At 57.2% G+C, this 21,461-nt stretch carries 20 protein-coding genes and 3 pseudogenes; 12 read left to right on the forward strand and 11 right to left on the reverse strand.

Translation table 11 applies throughout. The features are described 5' to 3' along the window. Positions 1 to 101: 101 nt before the first annotated feature. The 4 genes and pseudogenes from ruvA to CAI21_RS01650 all read right to left on the reverse strand — a co-directional run bounded on the left by ruvA (position 102) and on the right by CAI21_RS01650 (position 3,237). Positions 102 to 706: pseudogene (gene ruvA / locus CAI21_RS01635) on the reverse strand (Holliday junction branch migration protein RuvA). Continuing rightward, positions 703 to 1,206 carry a crossover junction endodeoxyribonuclease RuvC gene (gene ruvC, locus CAI21_RS01640; protein WP_116300672.1) on the reverse strand — a complete coding sequence of 168 codons (504 nt, stop codon included), beginning with the start codon at positions 1,204 to 1,206 and terminating at the stop codon, positions 703 to 705. Before ruvC ends, ruvA begins: the two are co-directional and overlap by 4 nt. Positions 1,207 to 1,238: 32 nt before the next feature. Next, positions 1,239 to 1,982 (reverse strand): YebC/PmpR family DNA-binding transcriptional regulator, encoded by a 744-nt coding sequence (locus CAI21_RS01645; protein WP_116300812.1) that lies wholly within the window; start codon positions 1,980 to 1,982, stop codon positions 1,239 to 1,241. Between the two features lie 151 nt (positions 1,983 to 2,133). Further along, a complete protein-coding gene (locus CAI21_RS01650; RefSeq protein WP_258867918.1) occupies positions 2,134 to 3,237 on the reverse strand; it encodes a patatin-like phospholipase family protein in 1,104 nt (367 codons plus the stop codon). Between the two features lie 85 nt (positions 3,238 to 3,322). On the opposite strand from CAI21_RS01650, the gene CAI21_RS01655 reads away from it, so the two are divergent. From CAI21_RS01655 to pabB, 3 genes and pseudogenes are all read left to right on the forward strand, one after another. Then, the gene (locus CAI21_RS01655; RefSeq protein WP_181919212.1) at positions 3,323 to 4,429 is read left to right on the forward strand and encodes an HDOD domain-containing protein; all 1,107 of its coding nucleotides are present in this window, start codon (positions 3,323 to 3,325) and stop codon (positions 4,427 to 4,429) included. Between the two features lie 169 nt (positions 4,430 to 4,598). Further along, positions 4,599 to 4,895 (forward strand): annotated as a pseudogene (locus CAI21_RS24520) (aminodeoxychorismate synthase component I); the annotation flags it as partial. An 83-nt stretch (positions 4,896 to 4,978) separates the two neighbouring features. Beyond that, positions 4,979 to 5,944, forward strand: a complete 966-nt coding sequence (gene pabB, locus CAI21_RS01660; protein ID WP_258867917.1) for an aminodeoxychorismate synthase component I — start codon at positions 4,979 to 4,981, stop codon at positions 5,942 to 5,944. 36 nt (positions 5,945 to 5,980) lie between these two features. Here pabB and CAI21_RS01665 read toward each other — a convergent pair whose 3' ends face one another. Continuing rightward, positions 5,981 to 6,808 (reverse strand): HDOD domain-containing protein, encoded by an 828-nt coding sequence (locus tag CAI21_RS01665; RefSeq protein ID WP_116300814.1) that lies wholly within the window; start codon positions 6,806 to 6,808, stop codon positions 5,981 to 5,983. Positions 6,809 to 7,427: 619 nt separating this feature from the next. Between CAI21_RS01665 and phaR the strand changes: the two genes are divergently transcribed. Continuing rightward, on the forward strand, positions 7,428 to 7,946 hold the full coding sequence (gene phaR, locus CAI21_RS01670) for a polyhydroxyalkanoate synthesis repressor PhaR (RefSeq protein ID WP_116300674.1): 519 nt from the start codon (positions 7,428 to 7,430) through the stop codon (positions 7,944 to 7,946). 73 nt (positions 7,947 to 8,019) lie between these two features. Here the strand turns inward: phaR and CAI21_RS01675 are convergent, their stop codons facing one another. Then, complete coding sequence (locus CAI21_RS01675; protein WP_220347714.1) at positions 8,020 to 8,256, reverse strand: hypothetical protein; 237 nt, start codon at positions 8,254 to 8,256, stop codon at positions 8,020 to 8,022. Between the two features lie 376 nt (positions 8,257 to 8,632). Here CAI21_RS01675 and phbB point away from each other — a divergent pair, with 376 nt between their 5' ends. Continuing rightward, entirely contained in the window at positions 8,633 to 9,379 is a 747-nt protein-coding gene (gene phbB, locus CAI21_RS01680) for an acetoacetyl-CoA reductase (RefSeq protein ID WP_116300815.1), read from the forward strand. Between the two features lie 823 nt (positions 9,380 to 10,202). Here the strand turns inward: phbB and phaC are convergent. The 3 genes from phaC to CAI21_RS01695 all read right to left on the reverse strand — a co-directional run bounded on the left by phaC (position 10,203) and on the right by CAI21_RS01695 (position 13,797). Continuing rightward, entirely contained in the window at positions 10,203 to 11,267 is a 1,065-nt protein-coding gene (gene phaC, locus CAI21_RS01685) for a class III poly(R)-hydroxyalkanoic acid synthase subunit PhaC (protein ID WP_116300676.1), read from the reverse strand. Then, positions 11,264 to 12,094, reverse strand: coding sequence for a poly(R)-hydroxyalkanoic acid synthase subunit PhaE (locus CAI21_RS01690; protein ID WP_116300677.1), 831 nt, complete (start codon positions 12,092 to 12,094; stop codon positions 11,264 to 11,266). Before CAI21_RS01690 ends, phaC begins: the two co-directional genes overlap by 4 nt. A 242-nt stretch (positions 12,095 to 12,336) precedes the next feature. Beyond that, the gene (locus CAI21_RS01695) at positions 12,337 to 13,797 is read right to left on the reverse strand and encodes a M48 family metalloprotease (RefSeq protein ID WP_116300678.1); all 1,461 of its coding nucleotides are present in this window, start codon (positions 13,795 to 13,797) and stop codon (positions 12,337 to 12,339) included. A 442-nt stretch (positions 13,798 to 14,239) separates the two neighbouring features. On the opposite strand from CAI21_RS01695, the gene CAI21_RS01700 reads away from it, so the two are divergent. The 7 genes and pseudogenes from CAI21_RS01700 to CAI21_RS23595 all read left to right on the forward strand — a co-directional run bounded on the left by CAI21_RS01700 (position 14,240) and on the right by CAI21_RS23595 (position 19,444). Beyond that, positions 14,240 to 15,316, forward strand: coding sequence for an AI-2E family transporter (locus CAI21_RS01700; protein ID WP_116300679.1), 1,077 nt, complete (start codon positions 14,240 to 14,242; stop codon positions 15,314 to 15,316). Positions 15,317 to 15,394: 78 nt separating this feature from the next. Beyond that, entirely contained in the window at positions 15,395 to 15,832 is a 438-nt protein-coding gene (locus tag CAI21_RS01705; protein ID WP_116300680.1) for a MarR family winged helix-turn-helix transcriptional regulator, read from the forward strand. Further along, positions 15,829 to 16,938, forward strand: a complete 1,110-nt coding sequence (locus CAI21_RS01710) for an HlyD family secretion protein (protein ID WP_116300681.1) — start codon at positions 15,829 to 15,831, stop codon at positions 16,936 to 16,938. Before CAI21_RS01705 ends, CAI21_RS01710 begins: the two co-directional genes overlap by 4 nt. Then, the gene (locus tag CAI21_RS23575; RefSeq protein WP_220347715.1) at positions 16,922 to 17,713 is read left to right on the forward strand and encodes an MFS transporter; all 792 of its coding nucleotides are present in this window, start codon (positions 16,922 to 16,924) and stop codon (positions 17,711 to 17,713) included. The genes CAI21_RS01710 and CAI21_RS23575 overlap by 17 nt, the downstream gene beginning before the upstream one ends. Further along, positions 17,710 to 18,480 carry an MFS transporter gene (locus CAI21_RS23580; RefSeq protein ID WP_220347716.1) on the forward strand — a complete coding sequence of 257 codons (771 nt, stop codon included), beginning with the start codon at positions 17,710 to 17,712 and terminating at the stop codon, positions 18,478 to 18,480. Before CAI21_RS23575 ends, CAI21_RS23580 begins: the two co-directional genes overlap by 4 nt. A gap of 48 nt (positions 18,481 to 18,528) precedes the next feature. Further along, positions 18,529 to 19,067, forward strand: a pseudogene (locus tag CAI21_RS23585) (ketopantoate reductase family protein). Continuing rightward, positions 19,064 to 19,444, forward strand: coding sequence for a ketopantoate reductase family protein (locus tag CAI21_RS23595; RefSeq protein ID WP_220347718.1), 381 nt, complete (start codon positions 19,064 to 19,066; stop codon positions 19,442 to 19,444). The pseudogene CAI21_RS23585 and the gene CAI21_RS23595 overlap by 4 nt, the downstream one beginning before the upstream one ends. Positions 19,445 to 19,536: 92 nt before the next feature. On the opposite strand, the gene CAI21_RS01725 is transcribed toward CAI21_RS23595, so the two are convergent. Beyond that, complete coding sequence (locus tag CAI21_RS01725) at positions 19,537 to 20,313, reverse strand: class II aldolase/adducin family protein (RefSeq protein ID WP_220347719.1); 777 nt, start codon at positions 20,311 to 20,313, stop codon at positions 19,537 to 19,539. Positions 20,314 to 20,425: 112 nt separating this feature from the next. Beyond that, positions 20,426 to 21,412 (reverse strand): NAD(P)H-quinone oxidoreductase, encoded by a 987-nt coding sequence (locus tag CAI21_RS01730; RefSeq protein WP_116300682.1) that lies wholly within the window; start codon positions 21,410 to 21,412, stop codon positions 20,426 to 20,428. Between the last annotated feature and the right edge of the window lie 49 nt (positions 21,413 to 21,461).

Here is a 21,461-nt window from a genome sequence, read left to right on the forward strand (position 1 = left end):
CTTGGGGGAGTTGTCGGCAGTCTATCGCGATTACGGGCCTGTTGCCGGAATCCGCCGCCTCGTTAGGACGAACAGACGGCCTGCACTCCAAATTAACCTTATTATTTTAGCGCTTTCTGCAAAGCCAAACGTATGATTTGTTCACTACTCAGCCCTTCTTGCTTGATATCGCCCGCTAAGCGGCTGGCTTCGGCAGGTTTGTAACCTAGCGCAACCAAAGCGCTAATCGCCTCGCTGGTGGGGTTGTCACCGGTAACGGCTACTTGTCCGCCGGTCGGCAAGACGGTACTGGGCGCGGGCGAAAACTCGCCGATTTTGTCGCGCATTTCAATGAGCAGACGTTCGGCCGTTTTTTGCCGATCCCCGGGAGGCGCGTGAGGGCTTGTGCATCCTCCAGCTCGACGCAGCGGATAAAGTCTTCGGCGCGAATGCCGGATAGAATCGCCAGGGCCAGTTTCGGCCCTACGCCGCTGACTTTGATGAGGCTTCGAAACAGGCTGCGCTCGCGCTCGCTATTAAAACCATATAGCTTGTGGGCATCTTCCTTGATCGCTAAATGGGTCAGTAGCGTGACGGTTTCTCCCACCGGCGGAAGTTCAAAGATGGTCTGCATCGGCGCTTCGACTTCGTAGCCGACGCCTTGTACGTCCACCAGCAATAGTGGCGGTTGCTTCTCGATCAGTGTACCGCGCAGTCTTCCTATCATCGTGACCTCGTAAAGCTGGAGAGTCGGTTATCCATTACCGAGCGATGACTATGGCAGAGCGCAATGGCCAGCGCATCCGAGGCATCGACTTGTAAGTTGCCGTTCAGCCGTAGCAATGCCCGCACCATGTATTGCACCTGGTCTTTGCCCGCACCGCCGCCGCCGACAACGGCCTGCTTGATCTCGCGAGGCGTATATTCCGCCACCGGTAACCCAGCTACCACGCAAGCGCATATAGCCGCCCCCCGCGCCTGTCCGAGTTTCAGTGCGGAGTTCGGGTTGCGGTGAACAAACACTTCCTCGATAGCAGACTGTTCCGGTTGGTACGCATGTAATAACTCGGACAGTTGCTCGTAGATTTGTTTAAGCCGTTCGGGAAAAGCTTTTCCTTCCGTGCGAATGGTGCCGCTGGTGACGTAGCGGGGAGTGCCGCTAGACACGTCTATGATGCCGTAACCCGTGATGCGCGAGCCCGGATCGATGCCAAGAATGCGTTGCATGTCGATGACGCCAAGGCGTTGCTTCTACAAGCTTAGCTCTGAGCGTACGCCTCCTCGCTGATCTCGGCGTTGGAATAGACGTTTTGCACATCGTCCAAGTCTTCCAACATCTCCAGCAAACGTAATGTCTTCACCGCATCGTCGCCATCCACGTCGACCGTGTTGTCCGGCCGCATGGTTACTTCGGACTCAACCGCTTCGAGCCCGGCAGCCTCCAATGCATCCTTCACCGTGTGATAGTCGCCGGGTCCGGTTAACACCTCAAGCGAGCCGTCTTCATGATTGACGATATCTTCCGCGCCGGCCTCCAGAGCGACTTCCATAACGCGATCTTCGTCGCTACCCGGCGCGAAGGTGAAAACACCGGTCTCTTTAAACAAATAAGCGACGCAACCGTCGGTACCCAGGTTACCGCCGCACTTGCTGAACGCATGGCGTACTTCGCTGACGGTGCGGTTACGATTATCCGTCATGCAATCGACTAATACGGCAGTCCCGCCGGGGCCATAGCCCTCGTAACGAATCTGTTCGTAGTTGACGCTGGAGTCGAGGCCTGCGCCGCGTTTGATCGCGCGCTCCAGATTGTCCTTCGGCATGTTCATACCGAAAGCCTTATCGATGGCCAGCCGGAGCCGCGGGTTGGTGCTCGGATCGGGTCCGCCCATACGAGCCGCTACCGTCACCTCTCGGATGAGCTTGGTAAAGATCTTGCCGCGCTTGGCATCTTGGGCCTTTTTGCGATGTTGAATATTGGCCCACTTGCTGTGACCCGCCATAAGTTCGGACACCTCCGTATCAATTCCGGATGCGCCTTTCCTACAGCCGAAAAGGCGCGGACAATCGGTTAGCAGTGCGTAGCTTAGCATGGCGTCCGACAGGACGGGCACAACGCATCGTATTGCGACGGCCTTCGCCGCCCGACTTCCCTCAGAGATAGCGGTTCAGCGTCATGGTCGAACGCCGGCCTATATCCCCCTTGTGCGCTTCAAGCCAAGCGTCGGCTTGCTGTCGGCCCAAATCGCGCAAATGCAGCAGGAAGGACCAGTCGGCATTGATGCGGCTCGTGCGCCCCATGCCCTCGATGACCCCTTCGGTTTCCAAGTGGTGCAAACGGTAGCGAACGGGCAAGAGCCCTAACCGGGAACGGCGAATGGGGAAGCAGCCGGGAGGCCCTTCTAAAGCGGCAAGCACCTGCAACTCGTTGAGGAGGTTCGCATTGAAGGCGATCTCGTTGCTGCGATCGACGATCTCTTGCAGTCGTGTCGGGACTCGGCCGCGCCAGAGAGGCTCTAGCTGAACCAATAACAGATCGCGGCTGCGGCACTCCCGCATCAGGGGTAAAAGAGGGGGGTTTGCGGTATAACCGCCATCCCAATAGTGCGCCTCCTCGATGCGTATAGCATGAAAGAGCAGCGGTAGGCAGGCCGAGGCCAGAACCGCGTCGACGCTAAGCTCATGAGTGCGAAAAAGTTTGAGCATTCCGCTTTGCACATTGGTCGCCGCAATGAATAGTTTGATGCGCTTGTTGTTACGGAGCCGTTCGAAATCGACATGCGATTCGAGTAGGCGGCGAAGCGGATTAAAGCCCGTGGGGTTGAGTTGATAGGGGGAGGCCATCTTGGTCAGTGCCGAGAGCATGATATAGGCGGGGGACCAGTCTCGGTTCCAGCCGTGTATTAAGTACTCCAGCGGTCCGGCCTGTAATGGCCCCATGCGGGCAGTATTGCTCACCGCTCGCCAATAACCGTGGAGCGCGGTTTTGGCGCCGACGCGGCCGCCGTTGAGCCAGCCGCTGGCTAGCACTACCGCATTCATTGCGCCGGCGCTGGTGCCGCTTAAGCCGTCGAGCACCAGCCACTCCTCTTCCAGTAAACGATCCAGAACGCCCCAGGTAAATGCACCATGGGCGCCACCCCCCTGTAGCGCAAGATTAAGGTGCGCCGTCTTGGGGCGAGTGAAACGTCGAATTCGTCGCCAGGCCCGCCAGCGCCGAAAGATGCTGCGGCCGGTCGTATTTGCTGTATTACGCACTGTTATTAACCCGTTTCGCCGGTCCTGGGAGCGTATGCTATTGTTCCTGGCAGATATAGCGTCAACCAGTGATCGACAGCACAGAATGAAAATAAGCTCTTCCATCGCTCCCGCCGTTTTGGAGCATCTCATCCCGTTGCGGGAGCTAACGGCCGAGGCACTGGAGGCGCTGGCGCAGGAGGCCGAGGTCGAAGAGTATCCTGCCGACAGCGTTATCTTTCGCCAAGGCGAGCGCGATCGCTGGACGCGCTATCTGCTCTCCGGGTCACTGATGCTAACCGGTGGCGATGCTGGTCATCGGACCTTGCTCGGGACGGGAGACTTCGGCGTCGCTGTAGAGCCTATCGGTCTTCGGGATGTGCACGACGAAAACGCCATAACTAGCACGCCCGCGCGTGTTTTGCGTCTACCCAGTGCTCGAATTCGGCAGCTGCTGGCGGATTGCCGCTTACCCGAGTATCGGGTGGAGGCAGTGGCCGAGGAGGAGGCGCCGACCGGTGTCCAATTGTTTTATCGTCTCTTCGAGGACTTGCGGGAAGACCGCTTATCTTTGCCGAGTATGCCGGATATCGCGCTGCGGGTTCGGGAAGCGGTCAAGGAAGAAGACATCGCCGCCGGCGAGTTGGCGCGGATTATTCAGAACGATCCAGCCGTTGCCGCTCGCGTTGTACGTGCCGCCAATGCCGCAGCCTATGCCGGGCAAGCCCAGGTCGATAGTTTGACCGCCGCGATTCTCCGGTTAGGTCATAAGGTTACTCGCGACTTAGTTACCGCTGTCACCCTGCGCGAAGTGTTCCATAGCGTTAACCCGATGCTGAACAAGCGTATGCTGGAGCTGTGGCGGCACAGCACGCTGGTGGCTGCAACGAGTGCCGTGTTGGCGCGTAAGCTGGCGGGCTTTGCCTCCGAGCGTGCGCTGCTGGCGGGGCTGGTGCACGATATTGGCGTCGTACCGATGTTGGCGCATGCCGGCTCCTACCCCAAGCTGGTGCGAAATCCGGCGTTGCTGGAGGCAACGCTTCGCGAGTTTCGCGGGCAAGTTGGTGGTATGATTTTGCGCCGCTGGGGCTTCTCGGAGTCGCTGGCGGCGGTACCTGTTTACGCCGAAGACTGGTGGCGGGCCCATCATGGCGCGCCGGACTATGCCGATCTTGTGATGGCGGCTCAATTGCAAACGGCCGCGGCGGGTTAGGCGACCTGCCTCGCCTGGTCGAAACGCCAGTATATCGGCGTTTGGGCCTAGACCGTTTAGGTGTTACCGATGCCGCGCCTATTCTGGACGAAGCCCGCAAGGAAATTGCCGAAATACAACAAGCGCTGCTCGGTTAGGGCAGTCGTCGCGGGTCACGTTACGCTTCCTTATGCTCGTGCAACAACGTTCTCTACCTTATTACCCCGATGGTGCCCCCTTGTTCGCCGCTTTACGGCAAGCGTTGCCGTGGGCCATATGGTTAGACAGTCACGGTTCCAAGAGTAACTTAGCGCGATACGATATTTTTGTTGCTGCGCCTGCTTCTACCTTAGTGACAGCGAACGCTTGTACCACGATCAGCTCCGGTTCCGAGCGTTGGCAAACACGGACAGATCCGCTCGCGGTGCTGGCCGAGCGTTTGGCTGAGCGACGGCATGTACCGCTACCTGGCGTACCTTTCCTCGGCGGCGCGGTCGGTTACTTCGGTTACGATTTGGGGATGCGATTAGAGGGTGTGGCGGATGCTCGCCCAGGGGGGCTATGCCCGATATGGCGGTTGGGCTCTACGATTGGGCGATTATCACGGACCACCGCGAGCAATGTACTTATTGGATCGGCGAGCGCGAGGAAGATTTCCCCGCGCGGGCGCTCGCTGCGGCCGCTCTCCCTCTTGCAGCGCCTTCCTTCGACAGCGCCGCTCAATGGCGGTTGAAACCCGGGGTGGACGATTACCGTGCGGCTTTTGCCAAGGTGCAGGAGTATATACTCGCCGGGGACTGTTATCAGGTTAACCTCGCTAGGCCCTTTCGTATCGAGGCGGACTGGGAGCCGTGGGCTACATACCGATGGCTGCGTGAATTGAGCCCAGCACCGTTTGGCGCTTATTTGGACTTGCCGTTTGGACAGATTCTTAGCAATTCGCCGGAGCGTTTCGTCGAGTTACGGGAAGGGCAGGTCGAGACGCGCCCGATTAAGGGCACGCGTCCGCGTCGGTCTGACCCGGAGCAGGATCGCTATGAGCGCGAAGCGCTGGCGGCGAGCCTGAAAGACCGGGCGGAAAACGTAATGATTGTCGATTTGCTGCGCAACGACTTAGGTAAGACCTGCCTTAGCGGCAGTATTAAAGTTGAGGAATTGTGCAGTTTGGAAAGCTACGCCAGTGTCCATCACCTGGTAAGCAGTGTGCGCGGGCGGTTGCCGCCGGAGAAGAACGCCGCCGATTTATTGCGAGGGTGTTTGCCCGGCGGTTCGATTACGGGGGCGCCGAAGCGAAGGGCCATGGAGATCATCCAAGAGCTGGAGCCGGAGCGGCGCGGTGTCTATTGCGGTGCGATCGGTTATTTAGGCTACGATGGCGGGATGGATACCAACATCGCGATTCGCACCTTGGTCAGGCAAGCTAACCAGTGGACGTACTGGGCAGGCGGTGGCATCGTCGCGGATTCGACGGCCGAGGCCGAGTTCGAGGAGCTGTATCATAAAGCGGCCGCCTGCCTACGCTTATTTAAGCTATAGCGCAGCACGGAACGGCGCTATTTCCCGCCGTTTTAGCTAAGCGCCTCCCGCCAAAAGACGTGTTAAGGCTTCCAGGTGCTCTTGTTCGCGCAAGCAGTCCTTGCCGATTCGCTGTAATCGGTGGGTAGATAGCTCAGGAAAAGCGCTGTTATCGGGGCGGACGAGAAACTCCGCTTCAACCCACGTCACGCTTAGTCGTATAAGCTGGACCAACCGCTTATGCGGCCCTTGGTAGTCAGGGTCTCGGAAGGCGCCGACTACCGTTACCACCGCTTCCGGCAATTGCCATTCCCGCAATAAAAGGTGGCCCGCGGCATGGTGATCGTAGCCTAACTCGTCGTGGCAATGTTGGCTTAGCGAGCGCTCGGGGTAGCGTCTATGAGCGCTGAAGACCCGAGACATCGCCTCCGGCTCAACGCACACCAGCAGCAGCATGCCGATGTTGTGCAGCAATCCTGCGAGGTAGGCCGCATCGGCATCCGGCCCGAGCGCCACCTCGCGACCGAGGCGGGTTGCGGTGAACGCCGCCGATACGGCGTTACGCCAGTATTGCTCGGCATGGAACGAGGGGCATTTTGTGGGGTCGAATTGTTGTGCAAGCAGTGTGGAAACCGCCATAACGCGAACGCGATTCAAGCCTAGCCGGGTAATAGCCTCCTCCAGCGAGTAGGTTGGGCGTTGCTGAGCAAAATAAGCCGAGTTCGCCATGGCAATGACCCGGGCGGTGACGCTCGGCTCTTGCCCAAGTGCCGCTGCCACATGGCTGATGCTGGGCTCATGATTGTTGATCTTCAGCAATATCTCGTGCGCAACATAAGGCAGAGCTGGGAGGGTTACGAGCTGAGTAGGCGCCGATTGCGACATGGCGACGAGTTCCATTGCTAACCTAGATCAATCGCCATAGTAGCTTAGTTGCAGCGGTTGAGGCGAGCTAGTACGCCTTTAGGCAACTCTACGCCTAGAGACGGAGTAGTCGTTATGCCGCCATGGCTTGACTCGACAGCCACGAGTGCCTATCTTGCGGTGTCCGGTTTTGTTGTGGTTCTGCAAAAAAGCATTTTCTTCAATGGGTTGGCGGGTATCTGAGAGGATGCTTTCGCTGCGCGAAAAAGCGCAACAGTGCATTAGAACCGATCGAAGGGCGGTGAGTCTTTTGTAGCTTTCGACACGTCGGGGAGATCGAGAGCGCGGCACGATTCTCTCGCCTGCGTCTGAGCGCCGAGGGCTACAGTAGCGGTGTATTGGCGGCACGATCGTTTTTGCTCTCTGGTGGAGAGAGCCCGATAGGATGTATTGTGCACCATGGCAGCATGTTGAAAAATCTCCCCTGTGTTTTTGCGGCTTGCCGTCCCGTGGGTATCCGGCCGAGATACGCTTTATCGAGCAAGCGCCGAGGGGTTTGCTTGAGGTGCGGCACATCCCTGCCAGGCAGAGAGGGGCAAGAGAGTTATTCAGTATTATCCCCCAGTGGAGGAATGGTCGAATGAGCGACGTTCGAATTATTAAAAAGTATCCCAACCGTCGTCTCTACGACACGGCTATCAGCAGCTACATAACGCTGGCCGATGTGAAGGCTTTGGTTATTGACGGGGTAGATTTCCAGGTCATCGACGCAAAAACCAAGGGTGATCTAACACGTAGTATTTTGTTGCAGATCATCAGCGAAGAGGAAGAGGGTGGCGAGCCGATCTTTAGCAGCGATTTGTTAGCGCGGATTATCCGCTCTTACGGCGGCGCCGAGCAGGATATGCTCACCAGCTATCTGGAAAAGAGCATGGAGCTTTGGGTCGAACAGCAGCGCGTATTCCGCGAACGCACGCGTACCCTGATGGATAACAACCCCATTAGCATGCTGACGCAGTTTGCCGAGCACAATCTCGCGATGTGGCAAGCGATGAGCGGCATGGGGACGGAGGACCGAAGTCGTAAAGGCGGTGCTGGAAGCAAGCCTTCTTCGCCCTCAGGCGATAAGCCTGGGCAGGAAGGAAAGGACAACGAATAATATTCGAACCGCGCGGGGAGAGAAAAGCTTGTTTACGTTTTAGCGAGATTGCCCTTTGGTTGAGCGGCTGTCGTCATTGGCAACGGTTAAGCGCGGTGTGCTGCGGGCGATTGAAATGGCAGGCAGGAGCCGCCAGGAGGGCAAAACAGCGCCAATCGCTACAGACGACAGCAGGCGTGACGTAGGCCAGTAGACTGTCTCCTCCTAAAAGGCAAAGAGCCAAACAAACGCCGTCCCACACCGTTTGTTTCAGCGACATGGACGTCTGCTGGAAAGCCATGCCGACAAAGCCCCCGTAACGATACGCCATGGTCGCTTTACGTTGCGCCAAGCCCTCGGCAGTCTTGTCGAGACGGAGGCCGCAAGCGGCTTTTGTACCTGCTCTTCCGCATAAATTCTTGCCCGAGACGCAACGGCCAAACATACCCCTTTGTAAACAAAAGAGTAATTTGTCTCTCGCTCTTAAGGTGACAGTAGTCTCATTTTTTTCTCCAGGTTGTTGACAGCGTGTAAGACCCCTACCTATGATGCTGCCAGTGCATGCTGCGGTGCAGCGTTAGAGTCTGCTATTTAGCGGTGAATGAATCGCGTCAGCTCGGTCTTACCGGGAATGCTCTTGATCGGTGGTAGAGATTGACGAAGCGATGATCTCTTGCACCCTCAACTATCTGATAGAGGACAAGCTTATGGCGAAGCGAGTAGCTTTAGTTACCGGCGGTAACGGTGGTATCGGTACCGAGATCTGCAAACAGTTGGCGGCGGCTGGCTACACCGTAGTAACGACGTGTGTCGACGCGGAGAAAGAGAATATCGCCGATTGGCAAGCAGAACGCCGTAAAGAAGGCTACGAGATCGGCTACGTAGAAGCGAACGTTGCGGACTTCGACGCCTGTGCTGCCATGGCAAAGCAGGTCGAAAGCGAGTACGGCAGTGTTGACGTGCTAGTTAACGCTGCCGGCATTACGCGGGATAGCTTCTTGCACAAAATGGACCGCAGTAACTGGGAAGCGGTTATTAGCGTTAACCTCAACAGCGCCTTTAACGTCACGCGCCAGTTCATCGATAGCATGCGCGCGCGGGGTTTTGGCCGCATCGTGAATATTTCCTCGGTGAACGGCCAAACCGGACAGTTCGGGCAAGCCAACTACTCTGCTGCTAAGGCCGGCCTGCACGGGTTTAGCATGGCGATTGCGAAAGAAGGCGCTCGGAAGGGCATCACGGCCAACACGGTATCGCCTGGATACATCCAGACTGCTATGACGGATGCAATACCGGAAGAGGTTCGTAACAGCATCGTGGCACAGGTGCCGACGGGGCGGATGGGGCAGCCGGAGGAAGTTGCGCGTGTCGTGGTGTTTTTGGCGGCTGATGAGTCCGGTTACATCAACGGCGCGAATATTCCTGTGAACGGGGCCTTGTTCTGTAGCTTCTAAGCATTTTTCCGCGCCAGCGAGCGTTACCCAAAAGCCGCGCCGTATAGCGCGGCTTTTGTATTTTTATGTCTTATGACCAAAGGTCTGTATTAGCCGCCAGCGCTATGTTTGGCAGCCCTACCGGCGGTCTCCTGCCTGTTAAAACATTCCTGCGAAGCATAACCGCCATCGCCAAAGCACGATACCCTTCCGATCGCTACCTCTCGTTGTGTCGGTTGAGCGGGGCGTTTCAGATATCTTGCTGATCTAAGCCGTGCAATCGAGCTTGTGAAAAAGTGTTTATAAGGTTGGGCTGATGGCGTAGGAAAGTGCTGGCAGGAGGTTGACAGATGGACAGATCGGTCTTACTATGTTGCATAGCAGCAAGAGAAGGGCAAAAAATGGGAGACCATTTTTGGACTCCCCGGCAGGTTTGGCGCTCTTCTTATTGTTGTCGGTCGTTAGTTTTTCTGGCTCCTTTTGGGAGCAGGAGCGCTTGCTTTAAGGGCTTCTTGTTATTGTTGAGTAGACCCTCTTCTCCTCCTGGTGGTGCCTATTCTAGATGCGGTACCACCTTTTTGCCCCTCTTTCTCAGAGGGGTTTTTCTCTCCTCCGAAGCATTGTCCGATGACAGCGTTAAGCTTCGATAGTTCCGCATTGTAGCCCTCTGAACCGGCTTGGCAAGAACTTTCGTTGCTGCGACGCAGCAGTTGGCGCTGATAAGTGCTTTTTGTGAAAGAGGTTTTCGCTATGCGGACAAATGCTGCGCCGCAGCGCGAAAAGTGTGATGCTTTTCTCTGTGGTCTAGCCTCGCGGCAGAAGGTTAAGTAGGTAATGCATCTTCTTAGCCGTGTTTGTGTAACCACTCGCTTAAGGCTGGAAAAAGGCTGCGTTGGGCGCGACCGCTAATAAAAACGCTGAGATGACCGCCGGGGAATTCCAATTCGCTGTAGTCGGCTGTATCGACAAAGTTGGCAAGCGCCCGAGCGGAGGCTGGAGGAATAAGGTGGTCGGCCGCTGCGTAAACGTTGAAGACCGGCATGTTCAGCGCGCGCAAATCGATGGCCTGACGGCCGAGCTTCAAGTTGCCGTTGACAAGCTTGTTAGCTTGATAGAAGTCTCGCGCAAATTGGCGGTAGGCTTCGCCCGGATGATCCGGGCTGTCGTACATCCATTGCTCCATTCGCAGAAACTCGGCAAGCGCTGTGTGGTTATCGGCTAGGGCCGCCAGTTCTACATAGCGCTGGGACAAGAGCCGAAACGGTTTCAAGCTGACATATACCGAATTAAGCAGGTCGGCGGGAACGTTGCCGAAGCAGTCAACGACGCTATCGGGGTCGGCATGTTTTGCCAGTCGTGTCAGCACGCTATTGCCCGCGTGGAAATCCACAGGCGTAACGAGGGTCGTCAGGCTATTGACCTTTTCGGGCCAAAGTGCGGTAAAGCATAGGGAAAACGTGCCGCCTTGGCAGACGCCGAGCATGTTAATCGTATCTACAGCATGGCGCCGGCGAATCCAATCGACGCAACGCCGCAGATAACCGTCGATATAGTCTTCCAGCGTGAGAAAACGATCGATGGGCTCCGGGTTGCCCCAGTCCAGCAAATAAACCGGTATGCCTGCGTCGCACAGGTGGCGGATCATCGAACGTTGTTCGGATAAATCGAGAATATAGGGCCGATTAACGAAAGAGTAGACAATCAGCAAAGGCTTACAACGAATGTTCCTGTCGGTTGCCGGATAATAGTAGAGGCTGAGAGCGTCTTCTTGATAGACCGCTTCGCGTGGGGTGGCGCCTACACTGACCGGTTGTAGCTTTGCCGCTTGCTGAAGCGCCTTGGCGAGATCGTTGCCGAGCGCGGCAAGTTCGTTGTTCCAGTGCTGTAGCGGATCTCCTTGCCGGCTCATTCATGTTCCTCGTTATCGGCCTGTGCTCGTTTTAAGTTCTGGAGTTCTTGCCGTAACGCTTGAACCTCATTCTTGAGTGCAAGAAATTCGTCCGCTGCCACATGCTCCGCACATGCGTGTTGCTGCCGACGGATCTCGTGCAGTCGGCGTTGTGTGCTTAGCATATCGGTCCGGGTAGGTAAGCCTAAGAGCTTTAGTACGCCTTCCAGACTGTCCTGGGTGTGACGAATCAGTCGCGCCGTAGCATGGCTCAAGCGGCCAAGGCTGCGGGTGTACTCCTCGCTAAAAACATACTCTTCGTAAACGCTTTCCGTTGCCTCTAGCCAGGCCGAATAAACTTCTTGTATACCCGCTGGTTTTGGGTCTTGCTCAAGACGCGTTTTGCCAGCCGCAAGCACTCGTTCGCCAAGCTGTTGTAACAAGGCCAGGTAGTCTTGCTGAGCGGCGAGGTATTCCTGCGCGGCTTTGTTGGCATCCGCCGTTTTTTGTTGATTGTGCTGTAACGGGCCCAGATAGGGCAGTGCGAAGGGCGGAATGACTCCAGGTGCGAATAGCCCTTGCAAGGGGTTTGTGGCTTGGTCGCCGTTGTTCAGCATATGTAGCAGGGCGATCAGCGGATGCTGCTGTTGCCGCAGTTGTTCGAGTACGGCATCGAAGTGCTGTTTTGCTTCTTCCAGCAGGTGTTGAGGGTCTTCGTTTTCCTTTGCCGCGAATGCCGAGCTAAAGCGGGCGCAATCGGCAAGCAGCCGCCAGCTGTGCTCGATGGCCTTTGCACCAAGCGCAGCAAAGTCACGGTATTGTGTTTGCCTGGAGTCGCCGCTGTCCAATTCCTCACCTCGCCGTAACGCCTTGCCGGCTTAGCCTTTAGGAAACACTGAGCAAAGTGCTTTACCCACGGGGGCAGGGGATGGTTCAGCGTTTCCTTAGTTGTCGTTCTGACTGTGCGTATTCGTACAGGACGCCAATTCTAGCATTTAGGCTTACTATCGGCGTATAAATCGTGTTCTATAATTAGGGGCTTTTTCTTGAGCGCGCGATACCGCCGCCAAGAGATTTATCCGGCCTGTCCTTAATCGAAGCTTTGCCGTTGCCGAATGGCCGTTTCTATTTCGCGCGCCCGAGCAGAGGCTCTGGCCGCTAAATGCGAGCCTGCGTCAGCGCGTGCTTCCGCCTGCCGTAATTGGGTAAGCGCGGACCGTAACTCGCCTTCTTGATAATAGTGCTCGGCCATTGCCATATGTGCTTCGGCAGTGTTGCCCGCTTCGCTAGCAGCCCGCGCCAAACGCCAATAATAGCCTGGGATGCTGCCGGCAGCCGGTAGGCCGCGGTTAAGTAATCGCTGGGCTTCGCTAGCGTCGCCGGTACTAATAAGCGCTTCGGCGTAGCGCAAACGGGCTGCTTCGTGGTTAGGATATAGCGATGTAACCTCTTCAAAGAGTTCTTTACTGCGCTCAACCTCGCCCACCTCTAATGTCACGGCGGCTAGGGCAACCATGTAAATCGGCTCGTCGGGGTAGGCTTCGAGCAGTTCTTCAAAGAGTGCTTGGGCTTTCTCCGGTTGCCCGTCCGCTTGTAGCGCGAGGGCGAGTCCGTAACGGTACGCAGGGTGGGTGCCGTTGCGTTCTATGGCGCGGCGGAAACGGTTTACCGCCTGGTCGGGGCGGCGGCTATTGATGACCTGCAAGCGCGCCTGCATGAGTTCGAATTCGCCGGTTTCGAACACGTCAATGTCTTGCCGGTTGCTCAACACCCGGGCGCGCGATGCGGTATCGGAGATACGGCCTTCGGTCAGGGGGTGTGTGCTCAGCCATTCGGGCGGTTGATTTCGGTACTGAGTGGCTTGCGCTAGACGTTCGAAAAAACGAGGCATACCCATTGGGTCGAAGCCGGCGGCTGCTAGAATTCGGATGCCGACGCGGTCGGCCTCATACTCGTGTTCGCGGGAAAAACCGAGCTGCTGCTGGATAGAGCCGGCCATGCCAGCCATGGCCGCAGCGCTACCTGCTTGTGGATCTTGACTGGCAAGAATCAGCGACGCTAGAAGCATGGCGGTGGTGCGTAAGTTGATTCGTTGCGACTCAGCGAACCCTCGTGCCAAATGGCGCTGCGTGACGTGGGCGATTTCATGAGCTACGACGCCAGCCAGTTCGCTTTCCGACCGAGCGGCGAGGATTAAGCCGGTATTGATCCCAATGTAGCCGCCCGGCATCGCAAACGCGTTAATGGCCGAATTGTCGACGACAAAGAAGTGAAACTCCTGTTCAGGGGAATCGCTATGGGAAGCCAGGCGGTGGCCGAGGTCACGAATGTAGGCGTTGACTTCGGGGTCCTCCAACAGGTTGAGGTTGCGCCGGATTTCGCGCATGAGCTGCTTGCCAAGTTCTCGCTCCTGGCTTTGCGACAGGTACTGCTCGGTCGGGTCGCCGATGGTAGGTAACCGCGGCTGTTCGGTCGCCATTAGAGGCGAGATCAATACTACCGAAATCAGTAGAGCGGCGGTAACTAAATGCTTCAAAACGACCGACCTCATTGGACAGTAACTACTTTGTTAGAAATTTATTCACTGATTCCTTATGACCATAGCGGCCGGAAGCAGGTTCCTCATTGAGCGTTTCGATGGAGACGCCTGCGAATGCATACGGTAACCTACCTCTGCGCCGCGAGGATACAACAGGGTTGTTTAGTGCTTTCTTAAATTGAACATCTTGTTAATGCTGGTGTCTTTATTCAGGATGGCCACTCGTACAGACCCAGTGTGGCAGTGGCATGCCGAACGATTACCAGGCCCTTCTGTAAACTGCGATCTTTTTCACTGAACCGCTTGTTTAAAGGGCAAGGGGGGCTCCTTAACGTGCAGGCTGTCTATTGAGTCATGGGTGAACGCCTCTGCTTAAGGTGATTCTTATGCAATCGGCGGTATCGCTACAACAAGGGCGTGGGGTTTCCCAAGGGATATCGGAAGCGGACAAAACATGCTGATTATCCGTAGATGGTTTAACAGGTATTTCAATAATCCGCAGGCTGTTGGCCTAGCCATCGTGTTGTTGCTGGGTTTTGGCATCATCATCTTCTTTGGCCGAATGTTAGCGCCAGTGCTGGCGAGCTTGGTGCTCGCTTACTTGCTTGAAGGCCTGGTAAGGAAGATGGAGCGTTGGGGGTTGCCGCGGTTAACGGCGGTGGCGCTTGTATTTACCCTATTCTTTGCGGCGCTAATACTGATTCTGTTTGCTCTATTGCCGATTTTGACGCGCCAGACTGCGCAGTTGGTGGAGCAGATCCCGTCTATCGTAGCGGCCGGTCAAGAGCTGTTGATGCGTTTGCCTCAAGAATACCCCGCGTGGTTTTCGGAAGAGGAAATTAAAGCCATTTTGCAGACCTTGCGTAGCGAGCTGATGGATTTCGGGCAGCGTATTCTGGCTTCTCTATCGCTGCAATCGGTGGTCGTTCTCATTACTTTCCTCGTCTATCTGGTCCTTGTGCCTTTCTTGATATTTTTCTTCTTGAAAGACAAAGAAGTCCTGGTCAGTTGGTTTGCCGGTTACCTGCCTCGCGAAAGGACGCTGGCCGCTAGCGTTTGGCGAGAGGTCGATCAGCAGATCGGTAACTACATTCGCGGCAAGTTCATCGAGATCTTTATTGTCTGGCTGGTAACGTATGCCACCTTCGCCATTATGGGCTTGCAATTTGCTATGTTGCTGGCCGTGATGGTCGGTTTGTCGGTTATCGTGCCCTACGTGGGGGCGGCTGTGGTGACCTTGCCGATTGCTGCCGTGGCTTACTTCCAATTCGGCCTTGGGAGTCAGTTCGTCTACATCATGGTGGCCTATGCCATTATCCAAGCGCTGGACGGCAATGTGCTGGTGCCGATTTTGTTCTCGGAAGTGGTGGACCTGCACCCAGTTGCCATAATCATCGCTATTTTGGTTTTTGGCGGTATTTGGGGGTTCTGGGGCGTGTTCTTTGCAATTCCTCTGGCCACGCTGACGCAAGCTATCTTAAAGGCTTTCGCCAGTTTGCCGGATGAGACCGAGATGCAGGACACCGCGTAAACAGTTCGTGCTCGTCTCGGTTGATTGTTAGCCTGCTAGCTAATAGGATGCTATTAGAACTCTAGTGGGTGATCCGCCATGTCCGAAAGCCGCTCTGACTCCTTTGGTGTAGCTCTGCATGAAACCGCTCGTGCCTGGCGTTTGAAACTCGACCAGCGGTTACGCCCGCTGGGCCTGAGCCAAGCCAAGTGGCGGACGATTCTTATCGTTTCGCGTGAGGCTGGAGGGCTTACCCAGAAGGAACTTGCCGAACGTTTAGGCGTTGAAGGGCCGACGCTGGTGCGCTTGCTCGATCGACTCGCTGCCGATGGGTGGGTTGAGCGGCAGGATTGCCCTAATGATCGGCGTAGTAAACGTGTCGTTCTGCGAGAACGGGCAAAAGAGGGATTGCGCCAAATCGAAGAGGTGGCTGCAAGTCTTCGTCATGAGCTTCTGGAAGGTATCCCCGAGCAGGACCTGTTGCGCTGTATCGACCTCTTGGAGCGAATTAAAGCGCGCGCGGAGTCCTTGGAGTGAGCGAGCAAGAACCTGTTACTCGGCGGCGTTTAGGGCGTCGCGGTAAGCTGATTATCGCTATCGTGTTGAGTTTGCCGTTGATCGGCTACGGTGCCCATTGGGGCTACCAGCGAATGACGCATGTTCATACCTTAGATGCGCAGGTTGAAGCGGGAATGATCACGCTCAGCTCCCGCGTGCCGGGGTGGGTCACGGAGCTCGCGCTCGTGCGCGGCGACCGTGTCGAGCAGGGCCAAGTATTGGCCCTGCTGGATGCGCGCGATGCAAAGCTGAAGCTGGAGGCTTTAGTGGCGCGGCAAGCGGCATTGGCGGCCGAGATCGAAGAGCTGGATGCGCGCATCCAGCTAGTAGCGGCCCAAGCCGCCAGCCGTTATGCGAGAGCGCAGGCGCGCTTGGAGGTCTTGGAGGCTGAGCGCGCTACTCGGGCGGCGCGGTTGCGGCAAGCCGAGCGAGAGCATGCGCGCATCCAGCCGATGGCGAACGACGGCTTGATATCCGCCCAATCCCTGGACGAAGCGGTTGATCGCCTGACCGAGGCGAGAGAGGGCTTTCGCCGTGCGGAGGCCGAGTTGCGCGCTGCGCAAGCGGATATCGATGAAGCTGAAGCTTCGCTTTTAGAGCCGGAAACTTTGCAGCGTCGCCGCCAAGTGTTAAGTGCGCGCTTGCAGGAGTTGGATGCCGAGCGCAGGCGCCAGGCCTTGGAGGTGGAAGATCGGGTTATCCGTAGTCCGATCGACGGCGTAATCGATAAGGTCTTCGTCGAGCCGGGCGAATACGTCGCATCCGGCCAGAATCTCATCATGTTGCACAGCCCAGGGCAGGTGTGGGTCGAGGCCCGCGTCAAAGAAACCCATTTGGCGCCGGTGCGCGAAGGGCAGCCGGTGCGTATCCGCGTCGATGCGTTTCCTGGGCAACGTTTTTCCGGTCGGGTCGAGCGGGTCGCAAGCGCGGCAACCAATCAGTTTGCCCTGTTACCGAATCCTAATCCCAGCGGCAATTTCACCAAAATCACCCAACGCATTCCGGTGCGGATTGCATTTGACGAGCCGGACGAGCGGCTGGCACCCGGCATGATGGTCGAGGTGTACATTGACGTCCGGCGCTGAGCCCTTTTTCGACCGTTACGGGCCAGCCTACAAGTGGCTGGCAACTATAACGGTAATGTTGGGCACTTTGTCGATGGTGCTGGCCTCGACCATCGTCAATGTCGCCATACCCGACATTATGGGCTCCTTCGGCATGGATCAGTCGCAGGCACAATGGCTGGCGACCGGTTTTCTCGCGGCTATGACAGCTACCATGTTGGCCAACGCGTGGGCCGTCGAGTCTTTCGGTCAGCGCGGCACCTACATTGCGGCGATGGTCGTTTTTATCGTTGCCAGTATCATTGGCGGTATCGCACCTAACGAATACGTGCTGATCTTCTCGCGCGTGGTGCAGGGGGCGATGGCGGGAATTATCCAGCCGCTCGCCATGATCACGATTTTCCAGGTGTTTCCGGAGGAGGAGCGTGGCCGCGGCATGGGGATCTACGGCTTGGGCGTTATTATCGGCCCGGCCTTGGGGCCCGCGCTCGGCGGCGTGCTGGTGGACATCTTTTCTTGGCGCGCCGTGTTTTTCATCGCGCTGCCTTCCTGCCTGCTGGCCGTGTTTATGGGATTGCTCTTCTTGCCGGAACGGCTTGGGAGCGGGCGCCGACCGAACTTCGATTGGACAGGCTTTGCGTTGTTGACGGTGGCGCTTACAAGTTTGCTGTGGGCCTTCTCCAACGGGCAGCGCTTGGGTTGGAGCAGCGGTTTGATTTTGTTCTTGCTCTGGGGCGGCGTGGCGGCTGCGGTGGCGTTCGTTTTTGGCAGTTGCATAATCCCAAGCCATTATTGAATCTGCGTGTATACACCTCGTACGGTTTTGTCTGCGGGTCATTGCTTTCCTTTGCGCTCGGTGCGGCGTTGTTCGGTACGACGTATCTGATTCCCTTGTTCGTGCAGGAGGTTCAGGGGTTCACGGCAACCTGGGCAGGCCTAGTCATTATGCCCGCGGGCTTGGTCATGGCGGCCATTTTTCCGCTTGCGGGCTATTTGAGCGACCGTGCACCCGCGCATCAGCCTATTATCGCCGGGCTGTTGTTCCTCGCCTTGTCCTGTTTTCTGATGGCGCGCGCCGATGTTAACGCCGGTTTCTGGCTATTGGCTTTCTGGATCGTGTTGAGCCGTTTAGGCTTGGGCTTGATGATGCCTCCGATCGGTGCCGGTTCGTTGCGTACGCTGCCGATGCCGATGTTGCCGCAAGGCTCGGGCGCGATTAATTTCGCACGCCAACTCGGCGGTGCATTTGGCGTTAATTTAATGTCGGTGGCATTAGCGCGTCGTACCGAGTTTCATACCGAGGCTCTAGCCCAGGAAGTGACGGCCGCAAGCCGTATTGGTCAGGACGCTTTGACGCAGCTGGAGGCCATTTATGCCCGTACGGGTGTGCCGGAAACCTTGCAACCGGCAGCGGCATTGGAGTTTCTCGGCCGGATGATCCATTTGCAGGGTTATACCCGAGGCTTTCAAGACACGTTTATCATCCTCGGGTTCGTGTTCGTGCTGGCGTTGTTGCCAGCCTGGTTGATGGGGAAAGCGCCCCGGGCGCCCGCCCGCGGCTAATGCCGATAAGCGGCACGCTTTCCGATAATTAGTAGAAGGGGAGAGGCGATGAGCGAACAGAAACAACCGACCGTGTTGATCGTCGGTAGCGGGGCGATTGGCAGCTTTTACGGTGCGATTCTTCACCGGGCGGGGGCGGCCGTATCCGTGGTCAGCCGTTCGGACTACGAGGTGGTCCGCAGCCGCGGCTTTCAGATGAGCAGTCCTCTCGGCGATTTGTCGTATCGTCCGGCGTCGGTTCTGCCGTCGGTGGAAGCGTGCGAAGCGGCTCCCGATTATCTTGTCTTGTCGGTAAAAGTCTTGGACGACGTAGATCGGGCAGGTCTTATTCGGCGGCCGTCGGGCCGGACACGGCGATCGTGCTCATCGAAAACGGTATCGAAATCGAGCCTGAACTGAGAGCAGCGTTCCCCGCTAATCCGCTGATCAGTGGCTTGGCTTTTGTCGGTGTCAGTCGCGTCGCGCCAGGTGTTATCGAGCATAAGGCGTACGGGCAGCTGGTTTTGGGCGATTATCCCGCCGGTATCGGCGCGGCGGCGAAACGGTTCGGCGACATGCTCAACGCCGGTGGGTGGATGCTAAAGTGACCGCCGAGGTGGTTACCGAGCGCTGGCGCAAAGCCGTATGGAATGCCGCCTTCAACCCCTTGTCGGTGCTTGCCGGCGGTGCCGACACGCAGACAATGCTGCATGCCGAGGGCGGCGAGAGGTTTCTGCGCCATGTGATGGAGGAGGTGTGCGCTGTAGCAGCCGCGGCAGGCCATCCTTTACCGGCGGAGCTGCCGGAAAAGAGCTTGGCCGGAACGCATAGAATGCCCGCTTATAAAAACAGTATGGCGTTGGATTACCTAAACGGTCGTCCGATGGAGTTGGAGGCTATTCTCGGTAATGTGGTCCGGGAGGCCGAGCGTTACAACGTTGAGGTGCCGCGTCTAGAGACAGTCTACCGGGCTATGAAATGCTGATCGATCAAAAGCGCAAAGACGCAGGGCAATAGTTCTAAAGTCTCTTGCGCCGCCCGGATTCGCTGACCGGGCGGCGCAAGGAAAGTGTGCGGTCAGTCCTTGTAGCTTGGGTCCTTGCGGTCGAGTAGCCGGGTTAACGCCGGCCAGGAAACTTTGCTAGCCATCGGTAGGCCGTCGGACTGCTGGCGAGTGGTCTTAAGGGCTGCATCGGTCGGCATGTGTAACTCGGCGTTGCCGGCCGCTTGCGCTGCAACTTGTATCTCGCAGGCCTTTATCAAAAAGTACGTCATGATGAAGGCTTCCGGTATAGTGCGCCCTAAGGTCAGCGTACCGTGGTTGCGCAGCAGCATGATGCTTTTATCGCCCAAATCGCGGATTAAGCGCTCCCGTTCGTCAAGATTCAGCGCCACGCCTTCGTATTCGTGGTACGCCACATGCTTGTGCACCAGCATCGCTGTCTGGCTGATCGGTAACAAGCCTTCCTTTTGCGCCGATACGGCAACAGCCGGCGCGTAATGTAAGTGAATGACGGCGCCGGCGTCCTCGCGCGCCATGTGGACGGCGCTGTGAATGGTGAATCCTGCCGGATTAACGCGTTTAGTTTCGCCTGCATCGACAACCTGGCTGTCCTGATCGACTTTGACTAGCGATGAGGCGGTTATCTCTTCGAAGAGATAACCGAAGGGGTTGATGAGGAAGTGATGCTCTGGACCGGGCACGCGTGCCGATAAGTGCGTGAACACCATATCGTCCCAGCCGAAGTGTGCAACTAAACGATAGGCTGCGGCCAGTTCGACGCGGGCTTGCCATTCTTCAGGGCTCACCCGCTCTTTCATCGGTACCATGCTCAGTTCGGCATTTGCGCTCATGTCTCACTCCCCTTTATTAGCTTGCTTTGAAATCGTTAGCAGGCTATTTATTAGATATGTATCAAACTAGCGGAAGCGGCATGGCCCTGCAAGGTCAGAGGCCGCAAATCAGCTACTGGCTGATGTCCAGGATCAGTTTGCCGCAATGGCTGTTCGAGGCCATTACCGCATGTGCTCCGGGGGCGTCGCTAAACGGGTGAACCGCGGCGATGTCGGGTCGCAAGCGGCCGCGTTCGAACAGCGGCAGCAGTTCGTCGATAAAACGCTGAGCGATGCGAATCCGCTCCTCAAGCGGCTGACTGCGCATGGTGAATGCCCTGAGCGTCAATCTGCGGCGCAGTACGTGGCCGAAGTCGACCTGATCTTCTCGGCCGCTCATGAGGCCGATAATAATCACCCGCCCGTCGTTACGGACGCACTCGAGGGTTTGGTTCATGCGGCCGCCGCCGCCGAGCATGTCGAACACGACCGCTACGCCTTCGCCGCCAGTGGCTTGTTTTACGGCCTCGACGAAGTCGTCTCGACCGTCGACGATGCCGGCCGCCAGTCCTTGCGCTTGGGCCAGTTTCTCTTCCGAGCGACTGCTGCCGATTGCCGTACCTCCCAATGCGTGTACCAATTGCGCACCGGCCAAACCGACGCCGGAGCTTACCGGCTGAATCAGGCAGGCTTGGCCGGGCTTCAAGTCGCCTTCGATAAAAATCGCCCGGTAGGCGGTCATGAACGCCTCCGGAATCGCTGCGGCACTGGTGAGTGCCATACCCTCCGGAACCGGGATCGCTTCTCGCTCCTGGACGGTGACGTACTCGGCGTAAGCCGCTCCGGGCACCAGACCCATTACCCGATCGCCAACGCGCCGGTGTTGAACGCCGCTGCCAACCGCTTCGACGACCCCGGCATATTCCAAGCCGGGAATCTTCGGATTGGTGCCGGGCGGGGGCGGGTAGAGCCCTTTTACCTGCAGCAGATCGGCGCGATTGATTCCCACGGCGGCGACGCGAATGAGGAGTTCGCTGGGGCCGGGGATAGGGCGTTCGGCGTCGCCCAAGCGAAGCGCGTTGAAACCGTCAGAATTCGTCTCGATAAGCCATGCGCGCATGACATCCTCCCGTTATGGCTGGAATCCACCGGCGCTCGTTTAATTCGTT

This window comes from Alkalilimnicola ehrlichii (genome assembly GCF_003399765.1).
Taxonomy (GTDB): Bacteria; Pseudomonadota; Gammaproteobacteria; order Nitrococcales; family AK92; genus AK92.

Coding starts and splice junctions, on each gene's coding strand:
- ruvC (WP_116300672.1), bottom strand. CDS start 1,206: ATGCAACGCATTCTTGGCATCGATCCGGGCTCGCGCATCACGGGTTAC.
- CAI21_RS01645 (WP_116300812.1), bottom strand. CDS start 1,982: ATGGCGGGTCACAGCAAGTGGGCCAATATTCAACATCGCAAAAAGGCC.
- CAI21_RS01655 (WP_181919212.1), top strand. CDS start 3,323: ATGAAAATAAGCTCTTCCATCGCTCCCGCCGTTTTGGAGCATCTCATC.
- pabB (WP_258867917.1), top strand. CDS start 4,979: ATGGCGGTTGGGCTCTACGATTGGGCGATTATCACGGACCACCGCGAG.
- CAI21_RS01665 (WP_116300814.1), bottom strand. CDS start 6,808: ATGTCGCAATCGGCGCCTACTCAGCTCGTAACCCTCCCAGCTCTGCCT.
- phaR (WP_116300674.1), top strand. CDS start 7,428: ATGAGCGACGTTCGAATTATTAAAAAGTATCCCAACCGTCGTCTCTAC.
- CAI21_RS01675 (WP_220347714.1), bottom strand. CDS start 8,256: ATGGCGTATCGTTACGGGGGCTTTGTCGGCATGGCTTTCCAGCAGACG.
- phbB (WP_116300815.1), top strand. CDS start 8,633: ATGGCGAAGCGAGTAGCTTTAGTTACCGGCGGTAACGGTGGTATCGGT.
- phaC (WP_116300676.1), bottom strand. CDS start 11,267: ATGAGCCGGCAAGGAGATCCGCTACAGCACTGGAACAACGAACTTGCC.
- CAI21_RS01695 (WP_116300678.1), bottom strand. CDS start 13,797: ATGAGGTCGGTCGTTTTGAAGCATTTAGTTACCGCCGCTCTACTGATT.
- CAI21_RS01700 (WP_116300679.1), top strand. CDS start 14,240: ATGCTGATTATCCGTAGATGGTTTAACAGGTATTTCAATAATCCGCAG.
- CAI21_RS01705 (WP_116300680.1), top strand. CDS start 15,395: ATGTCCGAAAGCCGCTCTGACTCCTTTGGTGTAGCTCTGCATGAAACC.
- CAI21_RS01725 (WP_220347719.1), bottom strand. CDS start 20,313: ATGAGCGCAAATGCCGAACTGAGCATGGTACCGATGAAAGAGCGGGTG.
- CAI21_RS01730 (WP_116300682.1), bottom strand. CDS start 21,412: ATGCGCGCATGGCTTATCGAGACGAATTCTGACGGTTTCAACGCGCTT.